The following is an 18589-nucleotide window of genomic DNA, read 5'->3' as shown; positions in this document are numbered from 1 at the left end:
TTCAAGCCTTCCGTTCGACAAGCAGGATGTGGTCGCAAGCCAGCACCACTTCATCCCGCTGATTAAGCACTTCGCACCGCTCGGTAACGCGGCCCATATTGGCCCTCTTCGGGTCATCTTCCTTGGCGCTGATTGTCACGCGCGTGCGGATCGTATCTCCGATATGAACCGGACGAATAAAGCGCAGACGATCATAACCATAGGAAAATGCAACCGGATTGATCAGCGTTGCGGTCAATCCGACACCAATTGCAAAGATCATTGTGCCGTGGGCAATGCGCTGACCACCCGGCAGGGTCTTGGCGAATTCCGCATCCATATGATGCGGAAAGAAATCGCCCGTATGCCCGGCGTGAACCACGAAATCCGTTTCGGTGATGGTGCGGCCCGTGGTGAAGCGCACATGGTTCATTTCATAATCTTCGTAGTAGATTTTCTGTTCGGCCATAATCAGACCTCCGGTTTTGCGGCAAGCGGCGTGGCGGGCGCAGCGCTCGACTGATAGGCGGCCTCGACCAGCGCCATGGTGTGCCAGGCATCTTCGACCGAGCCGACAAGTTCAGCGTCTTCGCCAATCGCGAAGCGCTGCAACTGCGCCATGCGGTTCAAGAATGCGTCCGGGAACCACGCGCCTTGAAGTGCGACCTGCACCCAGTCGTCGTCGCCCTTTGGCTTGATCCACAGCTCGTCCGGCTCACCACGAGGATAGTCGAGATTGACGCCCAGTTTCACATAGGCAGCACCTTCGGTGCCGCAGATGCGAAACTCGCAAGCCTGAAATTTGCGGCCAAAATCATGGTCATGATTGATCGACAGCGCACAACGCACGCGGTTGCCATAATCAAGAATCGCAGCTGTGCGCGTCTGGGCAACTTCGTGGTTCGGATGACCGATGGTCTTGGCGTGAACGCCGAGCGGATTGCCGAGCAAACCACGCACGAAATCCAGATAATGGATCGAATGCATGGCAATCTCGATGCGTGGTAGACCTTTGAGGAACGGCCACAGACCCCAAGGGGTCGCAAGCGCCAGCCACGCGTCGAAATCCACCACTTCACCAAGCAAGCCCTTATCGGCAGCATCGTAAAGTGCCAACATCATCGGCGCAAAGCGTAGCTGGAAATTGACCGCAGCTTTGAGATTGCGCGCACGGCAAACTTTCAGAATTTCCGTGGCTGCAACAAGATCGCTGCCCATCGGCTTCTGGATCAGAACAGCCGCACCTTCCGGCAATTGCGCGAGGATCGAAGCATGAGCAGAAGGCGGCGTTGCCAGATCGAAGATCGCGTCTTCAACCGCAATCGCTTCTTCAAGGCTGGCAAAAGTCTTCACATTCCATTTGTCGGCGAGTTCTTTGGCCTTATCAAAATTAGGATCGAAAATGCCCGCAACCGGAAAGTCGCCCTTCTTGTAGGCGGGCAGGTGCGCGTCGCCGACAATGCTGCCCGCGCCGAAGATCACGATGGGCTTCGGCTTCGACGGCCTGGCCCACCATTGGCGCAGGCTCTTGGGATCAAAAGTCTCAGTCATGATGGAAAACCTCCTCCATCATTGCCCACCACTCGCCGTCTTTGCGGGTTTCAAGCGGCTTCTGGCATGGCATGCAAACGGCCCACCATTCCTGATTTTTCGGGTTATCGGCCATCTTCTTCATGTCGGCTTCAAAGTCGGTGCCGACATAGTCCCATGTGCCGAACAGCAGGTTCTCAGGCTCTTTGAGAAAGATCGTGTAATTGGTGATGTTGCATTCGGAAATGAGCGCGAGAATTTCGGGCCACACGCTCGCATGCAGCTTTTTATACTCTGCGATCTTTTCAGGCTGAAGCCCGATCACCATGCCCATTCTTTGCGCCATTATGATCTCACGATCTCGCGGGTGAATTCGGAAACAGAACGACTACGCACGGCATCCCAATCCCACGAAATACCAATGCCCGACTCAGATGGCGCAATGGCATGACCATCACGGATTTCCATGCCCTTGGTGGTCAGATCATCAAGCTGTGGGATATATTCGACGTAACGCCCGTTCTGCACGGCACAGGTGAGGCTGACATGCAGTTCCATCAGGAAGTGCGGGCAGACCGGAATATCAAAAGCTTCTGCGGCGTGTGCCACTTTCAGCCAAGGCGTGATGCCGCCGATGCGCGCCACATCCACTTGCACGATGGAGCAAGCGCCCTTCTGCATATATTCGCGGAAATGGCGGATCGAATAGATGGATTCACCCACCGCAATCGGTGTCGGGGTGGAACGGGTCAGGCGGATATGGCCATCAAGATCATCCGCCGGAAGTGGTTCTTCAATCCAAGCGAGATCGAGTTCTTTCAGGCGTTCGGCACGGCGAATGGATTCGTCTACCGTAAAACCCTGATTGCAGTCGGTCATGATCTCAAAGCCATCGCCCACGGCTGCACGCACAGCCGAAAGACGCGCATAGTCCTCTGAGCCATGCGGCTTGCCGATCTTCACCTTGGAACCGGAGAAGCCCTTGGCCTTGGCCTGCAACGCATCCTCGACCAGCGCTTCTTTCTCGATATGCAGCCAACCACCTTCGGTCGTGTACAGCGGACAACGATCCTTGGCACCGCCAGCAAGCTTCCACAGCGGCAGGTTCTGTTTCTTCGCACGCAAATCCCAAAGTGCCGTATCAATGGCCGCGAGCGCCAAAGCGGTAATCGGACCGATAGTTGTGGCGTGGGTTGCAAATTCCAGCTTGCGCCAGATCGCCTCGATGCAATCCGCATCTTCATTGATAATCAGCGGCACAAGATGATCGCTCAACAACCGCATGACGGACGAGCCGCCAGTGCCGATGGTGTAGCTATAGCCCGTACCGACCGCACCATCACTGTCGGTGATGGTAACAATCGGCGTTTCCTGACTGACAAAGCTCTGGATCGCATCGGTGCGCTTGACCTTCGGTGGAAGGTCGACCATGCGCAGTTCGACTTTTTCAATACGCGCCATAACTATACCGCCAGACTCTTGCCGCTTGCCGCATCAAACAGATGCGCCTGCGACAGATCGAAATGCATGGAGATCGCTTCACCGGAATTGAGGTGACGCGGGTTCAGCATACGCGCCACCCATTCCTTGCCGGCAAATTCGACAAAGACCAGCGTTTCATTGCCAAGCGGCTCGGTGATCGAAACGCGCAATTCGCCCTCATGAACGGCGTCTCCCGATGAAAGCCCATGGCCTTTCGGAAACAGATCGTCCGGGCGCAGACCGAACGTGACCTTGGCGCCATCTGTGACCTTGGCCTTGAACTGTGCAGGCACTGGCAGACGGTCACCACTGGCAAAAACCAGTTCCGAACCCTGCACGGTTGCCTCGGCCATATTCATGGGCGGCGAGCCGATAAAGCCCGCAACAAACTGCGTCGCCGGGCGCTTGAACACTTCATCCGGAGTTCCGACCTGTTCGATATGGCCGTCGCGCATGATGACGATGCGGTCGGCCAATGTCATGGCCTCAACCTGATCATGCGTCACGTAAACGACTGTAGACTGCACCTTGGCGTGAAGCTTCTTGATCTCCGTGCGCATTTGCGTGCGCAGCTTCGCGTCGAGGTTGGAAAGCGGTTCATCGAACAGAAACACTTCCGGATTGCGCACGATGGCGCGGCCCATGGCAACGCGCTGGCGCTGGCCGCCCGAAAGCTGTGCTGGACGGCGTTCCATCAGCGCTTCGAGGCCAAGAATGGCGGAGGCCTCATTGACGCGACGGTCGATTTCCGCCTGCGGCTGCTTGGCGATTTTGAGCGAGAAGCCCATGTTCTCGCGCACCGACATATGCGGATAAAGCGCATAGGACTGGAACACCATGGAGATGTTGCGATCACGCGGCGGCAGATCGTTGACCACCTTGCCGCCGATTTCGAGCGCGCCGTCGGAGATGCTCTCAAGACCTGCAATCATGCGCAGCGTCGTGGACTTGCCACAGCCGGATGGACCGACCAGCGCCACGAACTCCTTGTCGGCGATTTCGAGATTGATGCCATGCACCACGCCGACATTGCCGTAGCGCTTGACGAGATTTTTAATGGAAAGCTGAGCCATTTTATATCAACCTTTAACCGCGCCGAACGTCAGACCAGCAACAAGGTGCTTCTGAACGATGAATGTGAGGGTCAGCGCCGGAATAATCATCACGACCGCCAGCGCGCACATGCCACGCCAGTCGATGGTGAATTCAGCGGTGTAATCGAGAAGACCGACTGGAAGGGTCTTGGAATTGACCGAGCGAGTAAGCTGGGAAGCCAGCGCATACTCGTTCCATGAGGTGAGGAAGGCGAAGATGCCAGCAGTCGCAATGCCGGGACCGGCCAGCGGAAATTCCACCTGCCAGAAGGCCTGCCAGCGCGTGCAACCGTCAATCTGGGCAGCCTCTGCCAGATCCTTCGGTACCTGACGGAAGAAGCCGTCGATCAGCCAAATCGTAAACGGCACATTGAGCGCCACATAGGTGACGATGAGACCAAAATGCGTGTCGATAATGCCGATGCGCGAATAGAGCATGAAGAGCGGCAGTGAAAGCGCAATGCCCGGCACCGAGCGCGTCAGCATAAGACCGAGGAATGTCGTCGACTTGCCCCAGAAGCGAAAGCGCGCAAAGGCATAGCCACCCGAAACGCCGACAATCAGCGCGATGATGGTGGATGTGACCGAGATAATCAGCGAGTTGCGGAAATAATCCCAGACAGGAATACCGCCGCCGCCTGCGCCTGAGAACATCGCATAATAAGCATCAAGCGTGATTTCCTGCGGAATCCAGACCGGCGGCTTTGCCATAATTTCGACCGGCGGACGCAGCGAGGACAGCACGATCCACAGACCGGGCAGACAAATGATCGCCATCGCGAGAAACAGGCCGATAAGATAGGCGACTTTCTTGACGCGGCGCAGCAGGCGATGCTGGTTATTGGAGAGCGTTGTTGATGCCATGATTACCACTCCGCTCCAATTTGCGCGCGTGCGGCTGCAAGCTTGCGGAAGAACATTACGGTGAAGAGGATCGAGAGCAGGATCGCGACATAGGCCATGGCATTGGCCAAGCCCATCTGCGCATCCGAATAGGCGGTGCGCCCGACCAGCGTCCAGATCAGCTCGGTTCGGCGTGCCGGGCCACCATCGGTCATGATCTTCACGATGTCATAAGCGCGGGCCACATCGAGCGAACGAATGGTCATTGCGATGAAAGCAAAGGGCATCAGATAAGGCCAGATGACATAGCGGAATGTCTGCCATGGCGTGCAGCCATCGACGCGCGCGGCTTCAACCGGGTCCTGCGGCATGGACAGAAGACCGCCCAGAATAAGGATCGCGAACACCGAGGTCGACATCCAGACTTCTGCCAGCAAAATCGCAAACAGCGCCAGATTGCCGTCGATCAGCCATGGAATAGCCTGACTGGTGATGCCCAGAGATTGCAGCGCATTGTTCACGAGACCGATATTGTCGTTGAACATGAACTTGAACTGGAAGCCGACGAGAACCGGCGAAAACATCATCGGGAACATCATCAGCGTGCGCAAAACACGCTGACCGTGGGTGGCCTTATTGATGAGCAGTGCCAAGCCAAGGCCGAGCAGCATTTCCAGATTGAGCGCGATGGTGAGGAAAATCACCGTGCGGATGAATGCAGCCCAGAACACCCAATCACTCATGATGCGCTGATAGTTGCGCAAGCCGATGAAGTTGAACAGGCTGTCAGGGCGCGTCAGCCGGAACGGCGTGAAGCTTGAATAAAGCGAAAGCGCGAGGGGAAACAGAACCACCGCTGCGAGGATGATAATGGCCGGAAGCAAAAGCAGAACCGGCGGGGAAATTCGTTTAAACATTGTTCTTCCGAAGCGGTGCGTTGATAAGCAGCATCAAGGCATACGCGTATCTTATCCAAAAACCGCTACGCACTTTTTGGGATGTGCTTGGAATGGCCCGCCCCGTTCAAAGCGGGCCATGAAGTCATAGTTTAAATCAAACGGCGTGCTTAGAGTTCGCCAGCATCCTCAAGGATCTGCGTTGCCTTCTTGGCTGCATCGTCAAGCGCCTGCTGCGAGGTCTTGTCGCCAAGAATAGCTGCCTGAAGTTCAGGATAAACAGCGTTGGAAATCTCGATCCAGGATGGGGTCTGCGGAACCGGGAAAGCGGTCTTTGCCGTTTCCTGGAACACGGAGAGCACTTCCTTCTTGTATGGATCGGAAGCAGCCTGTTCGATGACATAATCCCAGACAGCGGTGCGGGTTGGCAACGTGCCAGCAGCCGATTCCTGCTTCTGCGAATCCTCGTTGGTCAGGAACCAGACGAGCGAAGCAGCCGCTTCCTTGGTGCCGCAGGATTCGGTGACCGAGAAGCCATGATGACCCGACCAGCCGGTGCGCTTGCCGGAAGAACCTGTCGGAGGCGGAACGATACCGACATTGCCTGCGACCTTCGACGACTTTGGATCGTTGAAATAGGTCGCCCAGCCCGGCCAATCCAGGTTGATTGCAATGGTGCCGGATGCAAAGCCAGCGCCGAGCTCATCCCACAGATAGTTGGTGGTGCCTGCAGGAACGGCCTTGGCCTTGTAGAGATTGACGAACCAGTCGAGCGCACGGACACCGGCTTCAGAATTGAAAGCAGGCTTGCCGTCCTTGAGATATTCGCCGCCTTCTGCGACCAGCATTTCATAGAAGCGGCCATTGATCGCCTCTTCCTTGCCCGCAAACTGCGTGCCGTAGAAATTCGGTGGATCGGCAAAGAACACAGCCTGATCGGAAACTTCTTTCCAGGTCTTTGGCGGTGCCAGATCGTAGCCGTATTTTTCCTTGAACGCGGTCTTCTTGGCGTCGTCTTCGTAAAGGCTCTTCTGATAGTAGAGCGCCGAGACGTCGAACTGCGCGCGCGGCAGCATGACCAGCTTGTCGTTAAGCGTCGAAGCCTTAATCACCGATGGCACGAAACCTTCGATTTCGCCCGATGGAAGCAAACCATTCAGGTCGGCATAGAGATCAGGATATTGCGGCGCAAAGGACGAATGGTTGGAGCCGACGCACCAGTTGATCGAACCAGAAGCGATGTCCGACTTGATTTCCTTGTCCAGTTCGAAGTGGTTCTTCTTGGACAGGATGTTGACCTTGGCACCGGTCGCTTTTTCCCATTCGGCAATGCGCGAATACAGCGCTTCATATTGCTGACCGCCGATCAGCTTGGCGTTTACCGTCACGCCTTCAAATTTACCCGGCAAATCGGCCGCACCAGCGGAACCCATTGCCAACGCCAGTAGAGCCGTTCCCGCCAGGCAGGACGTTTTGAAACTCATCATGCTTCTCCTCCTCACGACGGACTTTTCCCCGGTCCGCCCCCAATTGTGAATTTGGTATTTATATGCAAACATATTATTCAAAACCGGTCAAGGCGAGTTTCCGCACATTTGCGACTTTCGCATTCCTGGTTGTTCGTATATGAAGAGGGATATTCATGAGGGGAGCCAACTTGGAAACAGACGATCGCTACCGCGCGCCCGCGCTGGACAAAGGACTGGATATTCTGGAACTGCTTGCGAGCGTGGATGGTGGGCTGACACAGGCAGAAATCGCCAAACACCTCGACCGCAGCCCCAACGAGTTTTACCGGATGCTGGATCGCCTGGTGAAGCGCGGTTACGTGACCAAGCTCGAGGGCGACCGCTACTCACTGACGCTCAAGCTGTTCGGTCTTGCACACCTTCATGCACCGGTGCGCAGACTTGCTTCCTTTGCCACGCCTTTCATGCGTGAACTTGCCGACCGCTCAAAGCAGGCCAACCAGCTTGCCGTGTTTGACCGGGGATCTGTCGTTGTCATTGCACAGCAGGAGGCTCCGGATTACTGGGGCATCTCAATCCGCGTCGGTTCGCATATCAGTCTGTTCGATACCGGTTCCGGCCATGTGCTTCTCGCCTTCCGGTCACCGGAAGAACGCAAGATGATGATTGCCGAATATGCAAAAGACGGTGAAAGCGTGAAGCTCGATGAGAGTTTCTACGAGCGCCTCGACCAGATTCGCGAACGTGGCTATGAAATGATGCCCAGCGCTCAGGTGGCAGGCGTCTACAATCTCTCGGCCCCGATTCTCGGCCCGGATGGTACTTGCATTGCATCACTGACCTGTCCCTATGTGACACTCGTCAATTCGGCTTCAGCACCCGACATTACGCAGACCATCAGCCTGCTTCAAAAGACCGTCAAAGACCTGTCGAAACTGGTTGGCTCCGATATCGGGGCAACCGACTAAGCAATGCCGATAATTCTTATTTGAAAACTCTCTTCTTTTTTGAAAGTATGTCATCGGAGGAGAGTTTTCATGATTATCGATACCCATCTGCATCTGATAGACAAAAGCGCGCTGACTTACCCATGGCTGGGGGATGTACCGGCGCTCGACCGCGATTTTCTGTTTGAGACCTATCGGAAGCAGGCTGAGCGCTGCGGCATCAAGGCAGCACTGCATATGGAAGTGGATGTTGCGGCTGATAGCATTCAAGCCGAGACGCACCATGTTCAGGATATTTCAATCGCGAATGATGGCTTCATAAAAGGTGCAATTGCCTCCTGCCGCCCGGAAGAACCGGGCTTTCCCGAGTATCTCGAATTGCAGCTTGGCAATCCTTTCGTCAAAGGCTTTCGTCGTGTGCTGCATGTCGTACCTGATGACGTTTCCGAGGGTGTTCTTTTCCGCGAGAATATCAAGCGGCTGGAAGGCACTGGCCTGACCTTCGATCTCTGCACACTCCCACATCAGATCGACAAGGTACTTGCGCTGGCCGATCTTGCCCCGGACGTGCAATTCGTGCTCGATCACTGCGGCGTTCCGGACATCAAGTCAGGTGCGCTGGACGGCTGGAAAAAGGGCATTACCGAGATTGCGCAGCGCGACAATGTGACGGCAAAGATTTCCGGCGTAGTGGCCTATGCCGAGCAGACAAGCTGGACCGTCGACACGGTACGTCCCTATGTGGAGCATGTCATTGAGGCCTTCGGCTGGGAGCGGATTGTGTGGGGCAGCGACTGGCCTGTCTGCACACTGGCAAGCAATGTCGATGCCGGACTTTCGACATGGGTGGCCACAACCCATGCGCTTCTTGAAGGATGCAGCGAAGACGAAAAAGCGCTGCTTCTCTCTGAGAATGCAACGCGCCTCTGGAAACTATAAAACCAATCAGGCTGGCGGCACGCCGCCAGCCTTTCCATATAAATCAGAAGCTTTCGCGGAAAAGCCGGTTGAGATCGGCGATGACGACCTCCGCCTTCTCATTCTCCCGCAAGCCTTTGTTGATGCGTTCCGACGCCGCTTCCTGAAACGGCATATAGCCATCGTGACGCGGACGCACCCATGCGCCTTCCAACGTCGCGCGCGTGTCGCGATAAAAGCCTGAAGTTGCATTGTTTACGGTATCGTCTTCCCATGCATCTGCATGTCCGGGCTGGCCGTTGGACGCCGCATAAAGCCCCTTTTGCACGTCACCACTGGCAATCCAATAAGCAAAGTCGATTGCCGCTTCAGGATGCTTGCTGAAGGCAGAAACTGCAATGCCTGTGCCACCCAGAGCAGAACCAGCAACACCCGCCGCACCCGCTGGAATATCGGCAAAACGGATCAGGCGATCGCGGAAGCCCGGCATGGCATAATTCACATAGCCGTAGATCAGCGGTGAGCAGGCAATATCCGAATCTGGCTTTGCCATTTCCTCAAACACGGCAATCGGGTCCATGCCGAAGCATTTCGGCTTTACTAGCGAAGCGATCTCGCGCAGTTGCTCGAAAGCTTTGACACCATCCTCAACAGAGATCAGCTCGCCTTCCACAGAGCACGGCGTTCCAGCATTGGCAACGAGAGTATAAAAACACATCAGCGAATGCGGCGAGCGCAGTGGAAGCAGAACTTTCCCGGCGCGGGCAAGACGCAGCACCTCGCCCCATGAAGTGGCTGGTTTATCCATCAGGTCCGGACGCCATGCCTGAACCTGTGTTGCTGCATCGAGCGGAAACGCCCATTGCCGCCCCTGCCAGTTATAGCTTGGGAAGGATTGACCGACCGAACCGTCGGCCAGCGCTTTCAGTTCCGTTTCGCGGCCCGGCACATCAAGCGGCAGCAGACAGCCTTCCTTGGTGATCTGCCCCACATGCGGATGGTCGATCACGATCATATCAAAATTGCGCGCCAGTTCCTCAACCGGAAAGGTTTCGAAATCCTGTAGCGACCGCTTTTCCCACTCGATCTCGACGCCTTTGTCCGCGAGCCATTGTGCGGCACCCGCAACCATCGGATCATAGCCGCGCGGGTGGCTCCAGGTCATGCCTTTCAGCTTGATCGTACTCATAGACCGAACTCCTCACGAATTTCTTTGCTGTTTTCGCCAATACGCGGTGCAGCACGTGCCACCTTTGGGCGTTGTCCGTTGATGCGCAGCGGCGAACGTGTCGTGGTAATGGAAACATCATCCTCACGCGTTACCGTCTGGAGCATGTCGAGGGTCGAAAACCCTTCGCTTGCGAGCAGTTCTTCCCAGTTGAGAACGCGGGCGCACCAGATATCGGCAGGTTCCAGAATGGCGAGCCATTCATCGACAGTTTTCTTGGCAATACATTCGGCAATCAGACGCTTGATCTCATCGCGCTTGGCGAAAGCCACTTTCGGATCGTCGATAAAAGGCGAAAGCGCATCTGTTTCAAGCAATGCTGCCAGTTTCGCAATCGGCATCATGGCGATGGCAAGATAGCCGTCCGCTGCCGGATAGACGCCATAGGGAGCAGCAAGATAGGCATGGGCGCTGCGGAAATCGGAACGTTTTGGCAGACGACGACCATCGTTAAGGTGGGTGGTCAGCACTTCAAACTGGAAATCAACCAGCGCTTCGAGAAGGCTGGTTTCGACATGCGAGCCTTTATTGGTGATGCCGCGCCGAACCAGTGCTGCAAGAATGCCCTGCGCTGCGGCTGCACCCGCCAGCATATCGGCAACCGCCAGACCAAATGGCACCGGCCCCTGCCCTTCATCGCCATTGAGCCACATCAGGCCCGAGCGCGCCTGCGCCAGCAGATCCTGCCCCGGACGCCCGACCCATGGCCCCTCTTCGCCATAGCCGCTGATCGATGCATAGACGAGACGCGGATTGATTTCTTTAGCGGCGTCGTAGTCAAGGCCAAGACGCTTGATGACACCGGGACGGAAGTTCTGGATCAGCACATCCGCCTGTGTGAGAAGCTTTTTCAAAGCAGCCAAATCGTCAGGATTTTTGAGGTCGATCGCAAGACTGTCCTTGCCGCGATTGATCGCATGAAAAATCGTGGAATCGCCGCCGATCTCCGTGTCGCTCAGATAAAGCCTGCGCGAGAGATCGCCACCATCGGGCCGTTCAATCTTGATGACGCGTGCGCCCAGATCCATCAGACGCAACGAGCAATAAGGCCCCGACAGAAACTGGCTCATATCGACAACGACAAGCCCGCTCAGCGGCAGTTCGCTTTCCGACATCGGGAAATTCCCTCCTCATGAATTTCTTATGTGAATACAGTCTTCACATATGGATTTATGGAAGGCAAGACCGAATTTGGGCTTTGAATGCAAAAACGCCGCCCGGTTGGGCGGCGTTTTCAGTCTCGATTTGATGAATTGGATTGCGTGTTAAACCTCGTTGCTGGCCAGTTCCAGCAAGGTCCAGACGTGATCGGCAAACGAGTTCCACACTTCGATCCGGTAGTGATCGGCATCCCACTTCAACAGAATGATCTGGGCGTGATCAAAGATTGTGCGCGCAGCACCCGGAAAGCTCATCTGCGAAAGCTCAAGTGGGGAAGCGGCATTCAACAGCCATTCGGCCTGCGAACCGGAAATATCGATGCCGGTTTCCCGATGGCTTACTTCCGTCAGGCTGTGCGGCTCTGTTTCATAAAGCGTGGCGAAAGCCTGCGTGATCGCAGCACCCTTGGCTTCATCAGCCCAGATATACCATTCATCCGGTCCGATGCAGGCAACGGCAATATCGTCCGTGCGGATCAAACCGCCGATCTTTGCCGGGATTTTTGCACCCAGTGCCTTTTCGGCCAAGGCCAGTTTTGCCGGGGCAATGCGCAGGATGAAACGGGCGGCATCATCGGCTGCATGGATTTCCAGACGACCGGGAATGACGACCTTGCGGTTCGAATAAGGTTTTGTCTCAACAAGCATGGTTCAATCCTTATCACTACAGTTGCAAATTCGTCAGGCCGTGGCGAAAAGAGTGATTTTCGAGTACCGGAGCGGAGCGTACTTAAAGGTACGTGAGCACCGGAACGCAGACAAATTGCTCTTTGCAGCCCGGCATCACGAAGAATGCAGCTGTAGTGTTATCCGTTCAGTTTCTTTCCTTCGGGGTCATAGAAGACCATTCCCGAAACCACAGCCTCATGCACTGTGCCATCAGGCATCGGCATATAAAGCGTTTCACCCATACGATCCTTGCCACCGGAGACCACTGCCATGGCGATGGAACGACCAAGCGCCTCGCTCCAATAGGACGAGGTGACATGACCAAGCATGGTCATCGGCAGCGCCTGCTTTGGATCGGCAACAATCTGCGCACCTTCTTCCAGCACCAGCTTCGGATCGTTGGTCAACAGACCCACGAGATGCTTGCGATCCGCTTTCAGCATATCCGGACGCGCCAGCGAACGCTTGCCGACGAAATCCGGCTTCTGCTTGCCGACAGCCCAGCCAAGGCTTGCATCATCCGGCGTAATCGTGCCGTCAGTGTCCTGACCGACAATGATATAGCCCTTTTCAGCGCGCAGAACGTGCATGGCTTCGGTGCCATAAGGCGTGATGTCATATTGCTGACCGGCCTTATAGAGCGCCTTCCAGAGTGACAGGCCGTAACGGGCAGGCACGTTGATTTCATAGCCCAGCTCGCCGGTAAAGCTCATGCGGAACAGACGCGCTGGCACGCCAAGGAATGTGCATTCCGCAACCGACATATGCGGGAAGGCTTCATCGGAAATATCCAGACCTTCAACCATTGGCTCAATGAGCTTGCGCGCATTCGGGCCGTTGATTGCCACCACTGCCCACTGTTCGGTGGTCGAGGTCAATGAGACTTTCAGGTCAGGCCATTCGGTCTGGAGATAGTCTTCCATCATGTTGAGAACACGCGCGGCGCCGCCGGTCGTGGTCGTCACGTGGAAGCGGTCCTGCGTCAGACGACCGACAACACCGTCATCGCGGATGAAACCATCTTCGCCAAGCAGCAGACCATAACGGCAGCGCCCGACACCAAGCTTCGTCCATGGATTGGTGTACATGCGGTTCATGAATTCCGCGGCATCCGGGCCGACCACTTCGATCTTGCCAAGCGTTGAGGCGTCGAACATGCCGAGCGACTGGCGGGTCGCCTTGCACTCGCGCGCCACGGCCTGATGCATGTCTTCGCCGGTTTTCGGGAAGTACCATGCGCGACGCCACAGTGAGACCGGCTCAAAAGCTGCGCCATGCTGTTCGGCCCAGCTATCGATTGGTGTCTTGCGCGTGACATCGAACAGCTTGCCGCGATTGTAACCGCAGAAAGCGCCAAAGGTCGTCGGCGTATAGGGCGGGCGGAAGGTAGTGAGACCCACCTGCGGCGTTGGGCGCTTGAGCGCATCGGCTGCAACGGCCAGACCGTTGATGTTCGAGGTCTTGCCTTGATCGGTCGCCATGCCGTTGGTGGTATAGCGCTTGACGTGCTCGATGGAATGGAAACCCTCGCGCACGGCCAGACGAATATCCTTGGCAGTCACATCGTTCTGGAAATCGATGAAAGCCTTGGCCTTGCCCGGATCGCGATCGGTTGGCAGTTCGCGACAGCTTACGCCATCGCAGACAAAATCACCGGCGACCGCATATTCCGATACCTTGGCTTTGTGTCCGGAATCATTGGCAGCAGCGGCACCCGCTTCCGCACCCTCACGCAATGCAGCCTGCAGGTCGAAATTGCCATTGCCTGCACCGGCGCAGCGGCTTTCCTCGGTGCGTTCGCCTGGCAGATAAATCTGGCGTGCCTCATCCCAGACGAGAGAGCCTTTCGTGTGCGAGAACAGATGCACGCTCGGATTCCAGCCGCCGGACATCAGCAGCACATCGCAGGCAATCGTGCGCGCAGCACCGACCGAGCCGTTAGAAACCGGATTAGCGCGGACCGACGACACGCGATGGCGTCCGCCGGTATCCGTCACAGTCCAGCCGGTCAGTGTTTCAATGCCAAGCATTTTTGCGCGATTGACGAGGCTGTCGGCAACGCTTGAACGCACATCGATGATGGCCGGAACCTTGACGCCTGCGACCGCGAGATCGAAAGCCGCAAGCCATGCGCTGTCATGCGAGGTGACGACGACAGCCTGATTGCCGACCTTGACGCCATAGCGATTGAGATAGGTGCGTGCGGCAGAAGCCAGCATCACGCCGGGGCGATCATTGCCTGCAAAGACCAGCGGCTTTTCAATCGCGCCCTGCGCCAGCACCACCTGTTTTGCGCGCACGCGCCACATACGCTCACGCGGCGCATTGGAGGCAGGCTTGGCCTGATGATCGGTCAGGCGTTCGCAAAGACCAACCATGTTCTGATGGTAATAGCCGATGGCCGTCGTGCGCGGCAAAAGCGTGACATTCGGATTGGCTTTAAGGGCCGCTATGGTTTCGTTCAGCCAGTCCCAGCTTGCGCGGCCATTGATGACCGGCTCCGGTTCCGACAGAAGCGAGCCGCCAAATTCGGCCTGCTCGTCGACGAGGATGACCTTCGCGCCACTCTTTGCGGCTTCAAGGGCGGCGGCCAGACCGGCAGGTCCACCACCGGCAACCAGCACATCGCAGAAAGCATAGCGGCTGGCATAGGTGTCCGGATCGGGCTCGGACGGCGATTTGCCAAGACCGGCAGCGCCACGGATGAAAGGCTCATAAACCTTGTTCCAGAAGCTTTTCGGCCACATGAAGGTCTTGTAGTAAAAGCCTGCCGAGAAGAACATGTAGAACGCATCATTGATCGCGCCGACATCGTGCTTCAGCGACGGCCAATGGTTCTGGGTTTCGGCCTTGAGACCATCATAGAGTTCCAGCACCGTTGCGCGGGTGTTCGGCTCAAACCGACCTGGTCCACGCGAGACGCCCATCAGTGCATTCGGCTCTTCGGAACCGGCAGAAAGAATGCCGCGCGGGCGGTGATATTTGAACGAACGACCGGCCAGATGTTCGCCATTGGCAAGCAGCGCGGATGCCAGTGTGTCACCTTCAAAACCGGAATAGGTCTTGCCGTTGAAGCTGAATCGCACGGACTTGGTCTTGTTGACACGGCCTTTGTTATGAATGCGCATATCGGTCATCATTTCGTCTCCGCAGCCGGAGTTTCTGCCAAAGCAGGACGGGGCTCACCGGCCTTGTAGGTGGTGACAAACTTGTCGCTCACCGTATCGCGCACCGCATTGAAAAAGCGGCCGCAGCCATTGATATGCCGCCAGCGTTCATAATGGGTGCCGCGCGGATTGGAGCGCGTGAACAGGAAGTCGCGCCATTCATCATCGGTCAGTGTCGATGGGTCGGCTGGACGCGCAATATGCGCTTCGCCCGCATAGGCGAATTCCAGCTCAGGACGTTCCATCTCGCAATAAGGGCAACGGATTAAAAGCATATCATACCTCCCTTAGTGCGCGACGGCGGCAGCAGCCGCTTCATCGATCAGGCGACCGGTGGTGAAGCGTTCAAGCGTGAACGGTGCGTTGATCCAGTGTGGTTCGTCGCGTGCGATCGTATGGGCAAAGACATGCGCCGAACCTGGCGTCGCCTTGAAGCCGCCGGTACCCCAGCCGCAATTGACAAACAGGCCCGGAACCGGCGTCTTGCCGATAATCGGCGAACGATCCGGCGTGACGTCAACAATACCGCCCCATTTGCGCAGCATTCGCATACGGGTGAAGATTGGGAAGACTTCGCAGATGGCCGCAAGCGTATGCTCGATCAGCGGCAGGCCGCCGCGCTGGCTGTAGGACACATATTGGTCCGTGCCGGAACCGATCACCAGCTCGCCCTTGTCGGACTGACTGATATAGGCATGAACCGTGTTGGACATGACCACACATGGGAAGATCGGCTTGACCGGCTCGGACACGAGCGCCTGTAGCGGAAAGCTTTCAAGCGGCATACGCACGCCTGCCGTATCCATGACAATCGATGTGCTGCCAGCAGCGGAAACCGCCACTTTCTTCGCCTTGATGAAACCGCGTGGCGTATCCACGCCGGTCACGCGACCCGACGCATCGCGACGAATGGCCGTGACCGGGCAATTCTGGATGATATCAACGCCGCGCTCCGTCGCGCCGCGTGCATAGCCCCATGCAACCGCATCGTGACGGGCCACGCCGCCGCGCCGCTGTAAGGTGGCACCGACGACCGGATAGCGCGCATTGGCTGAAATATCGAGCGGCGGGCAATATTCCTTCGCCTGCTCCTTGGTCAGCCACTCATTGTCGATGCCGTTGAGGCGGTTGGCATGGATGTGACGCTTGAAGCTCTGCACATCATGCACCGTATGCGCCAGCATCATCACGCCGCGCTGCGAGAACATGACATTGTAGTTGAGGTCCTGGCTCAAGCCTTCCCACAGCTTCATCGCATGTTCGTAGAGATGTGCGCTCTCATCATAGAGATAGTTGGAGCGGATAATTGTGGTGTTGCGCCCGGTATTGCCGCCGCCAAGCCAGCCTTTTTCGATGACCGCGACATTGGTGATGCCATGTTCCTTGGCCAGATAATAGGCCGCACCCAGACCATGCCCGCCAGCGCCGACGATGATCACGTCATATTCGGCCTTGGGTTCGGCATTCGGCCATTGCGGCTTCCAGTTCTTGTTGCCGGAAAGCGCATTTTTAATAATAGAAGCTGCAGAAAAACGGGACATAGACAACCACCAGTTTCGCGACCGCAAGCGCCCTGTCGGCACAAGCGAAGCCTTTGATGATATTTCTATTGTTTCCGTTTCAAACCCGACAGCAGGCTTGCGTCAAAAGACGCCACAAATACGACATGCCCACCATTTCGCGACATCTCGCCCACCTCATACAAGTGGGCCCGCGTCTGCAACCTGACGGCAAAGCAGTTTCAAAAATCGCCTCTGTAAAATAGGACAACATTATTGTCCTTTTCCCTTTTCTTTTATTGCGCAAAGGACTACGCATTCTTTCGTAAAATCGCGTCCAAAATAAAAGAAACGCAAGAAAGGTGATTCCGTGACTAAGGAGAATCTACTCGAAAGTGCACTTGTCCGTCTGGACGAGGCTGCAGGCCACATCAACATCGATGCGGACGTCATCGAGAAGCTGAAATATGCACGTGAGACCATGAAAGTGCGACTGATGATCCGCATGGATGATGGTTCTCGCAAATCCTTTCTTGCATGGCGCTGCCGCTACGACGACACGCGCGGACCGACGAAGGGCGGCATCCGCTATCATCCGGAATCGACCGCGGAAGAGGTTGAAACGCTGGCCTTCTGGATGACTTTCAAATGCGCAGTCATGAACCTGCCTTATGGCGGCGGAAAGGGTGCAATTCAGGTCGATCCACGTCAACTCTCAAAGGCTGAGCTGGAGCGTCTTTCGCGCGCCTATATCCAGGCTTTCTCCGGTATTATCGGGCCGGATCGCGACATTCCGGCACCGGATGTCTACACCAATTCCATGATCATGGGCTGGATGGCAGACGAATATTCCCAGATCGTCGGACAGTCCTCGCCTGCCGTCATCACCGGCAAGCCGCTGGCGCTTGGCGGTTCGCTTGGACGCAATGATGCCACGGCGCGCGGCGGCTTTTATCTCGTGCGCCATCTGTCACACGATCTGGGCCTTGCTGCGCAGCTTCGCGTCACGGTTCAGGGCTTCGGCAATGCCGGTCAGTTCATCGCCAAGCTGATGGCTAGCGATGGTCACAAGATCGTTGCCGTATCGGATTCGTCAGGTGCTGTTTATTGCGCCAACGGCCTTGATCTCGATGCTCTTCTGGAAGCGAAAGCACAGAACAAGTCGGTTGTCTCGACAGCTGGCAAGAACGGCCATGAAGCCATCACTCCCGATGAATTGCTTGCAGCCGACTGCGATGTTCTGGTGCCAAGCGCCATGGAAAACATGATCCATGCCGACAACGCAGCTTCCATCAAGGCAAAGCTTATTGTCGAGCTTGCAAATGGTCCAGTGACACCGGAAGCAGACGAAATCCTTGCGAAAAATGGCGTCATCGTTCTGCCGGATATTCTGGCCAATGCCGGTGGCGTGACAGTTTCCTATTTCGAATGGGTGCAGAACCGTCAGGGCTATTACTGGACGCTTGAAGAAATCCACGAGCGCTTGAAAACCATCATGGAACGTGAAGGCCGCGCCATCTGGAACCATGCCAAGCAGCACAATGTGACGGTTCGCTCGGCAGCTTATGTCCATGCGCTGCAGCGTCTTGCACAGGCTATTGAAGCACACGGCACGCAAAACGATTTTGCTGCCTGATCCAGCCTTTTGACATTACCCCTCCTGCCAGCCTGCTGTCAGGAGGGGTGTCGAACGGCGGTTTCCTTTTCC

General features: G+C 56.3%; 17 protein-coding genes. 3 read left to right on the top strand and 14 right to left on the bottom strand.

Annotation, left to right across the window (positions count from 1 at the left end; genetic code table 11):
• Window position 1: 1 nt before the first annotated feature.
• From ABDF71_RS02815 to ABDF71_RS02780, 8 genes are all read right to left on the bottom strand, one after another.
• Window positions 2-448 carry a MaoC/PaaZ C-terminal domain-containing protein gene (locus ABDF71_RS02815; RefSeq protein WP_500060998.1) on the bottom strand — a complete coding sequence of 149 codons (447 nt, stop codon included), beginning with the start codon at window positions 446-448 and terminating at the stop codon, window positions 2-4.
• Between the two features lie 2 nt (window positions 449-450).
• The gene (locus tag ABDF71_RS02810; protein ID WP_029925829.1) at window positions 451-1530 is read right to left on the bottom strand and encodes a Gfo/Idh/MocA family protein; all 1080 of its coding nucleotides are present in this window, start codon (window positions 1528-1530) and stop codon (window positions 451-453) included.
• Window positions 1523-1855 (bottom strand): L-rhamnose mutarotase, encoded by a 333-nt coding sequence (locus tag ABDF71_RS02805; protein ID WP_029925831.1) that lies wholly within the window; start codon window positions 1853-1855, stop codon window positions 1523-1525. Before ABDF71_RS02805 ends, ABDF71_RS02810 begins: the two co-directional genes overlap by 8 nt.
• Complete coding sequence (locus ABDF71_RS02800) at window positions 1855-2970, bottom strand: mandelate racemase/muconate lactonizing enzyme family protein (protein ID WP_029925834.1); 1116 nt, start codon at window positions 2968-2970, stop codon at window positions 1855-1857. The genes ABDF71_RS02805 and ABDF71_RS02800 overlap by 1 nt, the downstream gene beginning before the upstream one ends.
• A 2-nt stretch (window positions 2971-2972) precedes the next feature.
• A complete protein-coding gene (locus tag ABDF71_RS02795; RefSeq protein WP_043062392.1) occupies window positions 2973-4064 on the bottom strand; it encodes an ABC transporter ATP-binding protein in 1092 nt (363 codons plus the stop codon).
• A gap of 6 nt (window positions 4065-4070) precedes the next feature.
• On the bottom strand, window positions 4071-4949 hold the full coding sequence (locus ABDF71_RS02790) for a carbohydrate ABC transporter permease (protein ID WP_011982491.1): 879 nt from the start codon (window positions 4947-4949) through the stop codon (window positions 4071-4073).
• 2 nt (window positions 4950-4951) lie between these two features.
• A complete protein-coding gene (locus ABDF71_RS02785; RefSeq protein ID WP_010658081.1) occupies window positions 4952-5845 on the bottom strand; it encodes a carbohydrate ABC transporter permease in 894 nt (297 codons plus the stop codon).
• A 149-nt stretch (window positions 5846-5994) separates the two neighbouring features.
• On the bottom strand, window positions 5995-7311 hold the full coding sequence (locus ABDF71_RS02780) for an ABC transporter substrate-binding protein (protein ID WP_029925839.1): 1317 nt from the start codon (window positions 7309-7311) through the stop codon (window positions 5995-5997).
• A 155-nt stretch (window positions 7312-7466) separates the two neighbouring features.
• Here ABDF71_RS02780 and ABDF71_RS02775 point away from each other — a divergent pair, with 155 nt between their 5' ends.
• Window positions 7467-8261 (top strand): IclR family transcriptional regulator, encoded by a 795-nt coding sequence (locus ABDF71_RS02775; protein WP_010658079.1) that lies wholly within the window; start codon window positions 7467-7469, stop codon window positions 8259-8261.
• 69 nt (window positions 8262-8330) lie between these two features.
• Window positions 8331-9179 carry an amidohydrolase family protein gene (locus tag ABDF71_RS02770; protein ID WP_010658078.1) on the top strand — a complete coding sequence of 283 codons (849 nt, stop codon included), beginning with the start codon at window positions 8331-8333 and terminating at the stop codon, window positions 9177-9179.
• 43 nt (window positions 9180-9222) lie between these two features.
• Here the strand turns inward: ABDF71_RS02770 and ABDF71_RS02765 are convergent, their stop codons facing one another.
• The 6 genes from ABDF71_RS02765 to ABDF71_RS02740 form a co-directional block, all read right to left on the bottom strand.
• Window positions 9223-10347: an extracellular solute-binding protein gene (locus tag ABDF71_RS02765; protein WP_151662941.1), complete on the bottom strand. Its 1125-nt coding sequence runs from the start codon at window positions 10345-10347 to the stop codon at window positions 9223-9225.
• Entirely contained in the window at window positions 10344-11501 is a 1158-nt protein-coding gene (locus tag ABDF71_RS02760) for a CaiB/BaiF CoA transferase family protein (RefSeq protein ID WP_010658076.1), read from the bottom strand. The genes ABDF71_RS02765 and ABDF71_RS02760 overlap by 4 nt, the downstream gene beginning before the upstream one ends.
• Window positions 11502-11651: 150 nt before the next feature.
• Complete coding sequence (locus tag ABDF71_RS02755) at window positions 11652-12194, bottom strand: sarcosine oxidase subunit gamma (RefSeq protein WP_010658075.1); 543 nt, start codon at window positions 12192-12194, stop codon at window positions 11652-11654.
• Between the two features lie 158 nt (window positions 12195-12352).
• Window positions 12353-15352 carry a sarcosine oxidase subunit alpha gene (locus tag ABDF71_RS02750; RefSeq protein ID WP_151662972.1) on the bottom strand — a complete coding sequence of 1000 codons (3000 nt, stop codon included), beginning with the start codon at window positions 15350-15352 and terminating at the stop codon, window positions 12353-12355.
• The gene (locus ABDF71_RS02745) at window positions 15352-15657 is read right to left on the bottom strand and encodes a sarcosine oxidase subunit delta (protein WP_010658073.1); all 306 of its coding nucleotides are present in this window, start codon (window positions 15655-15657) and stop codon (window positions 15352-15354) included. The genes ABDF71_RS02750 and ABDF71_RS02745 overlap by 1 nt, the downstream gene beginning before the upstream one ends.
• A gap of 12 nt (window positions 15658-15669) precedes the next feature.
• The gene (locus ABDF71_RS02740) at window positions 15670-16923 is read right to left on the bottom strand and encodes a sarcosine oxidase subunit beta family protein (protein WP_010658072.1); all 1254 of its coding nucleotides are present in this window, start codon (window positions 16921-16923) and stop codon (window positions 15670-15672) included.
• 328 nt (window positions 16924-17251) lie between these two features.
• Here ABDF71_RS02740 and ABDF71_RS02735 point away from each other — a divergent pair, with 328 nt between their 5' ends.
• The gene (locus ABDF71_RS02735) at window positions 17252-18517 is read left to right on the top strand and encodes a Glu/Leu/Phe/Val family dehydrogenase (RefSeq protein ID WP_010658071.1); all 1266 of its coding nucleotides are present in this window, start codon (window positions 17252-17254) and stop codon (window positions 18515-18517) included.
• The last annotated feature ends 72 nt before the right edge of the window (window positions 18518-18589 follow it).

Source organism: Ochrobactrum sp. WV_118_8 (assembly GCF_039631535.1).
Lineage (GTDB): Bacteria > Pseudomonadota > Alphaproteobacteria > Rhizobiales > Rhizobiaceae > Brucella > Brucella anthropi.
This window is presented reverse-complemented; position numbering and strand designations above follow the sequence as displayed.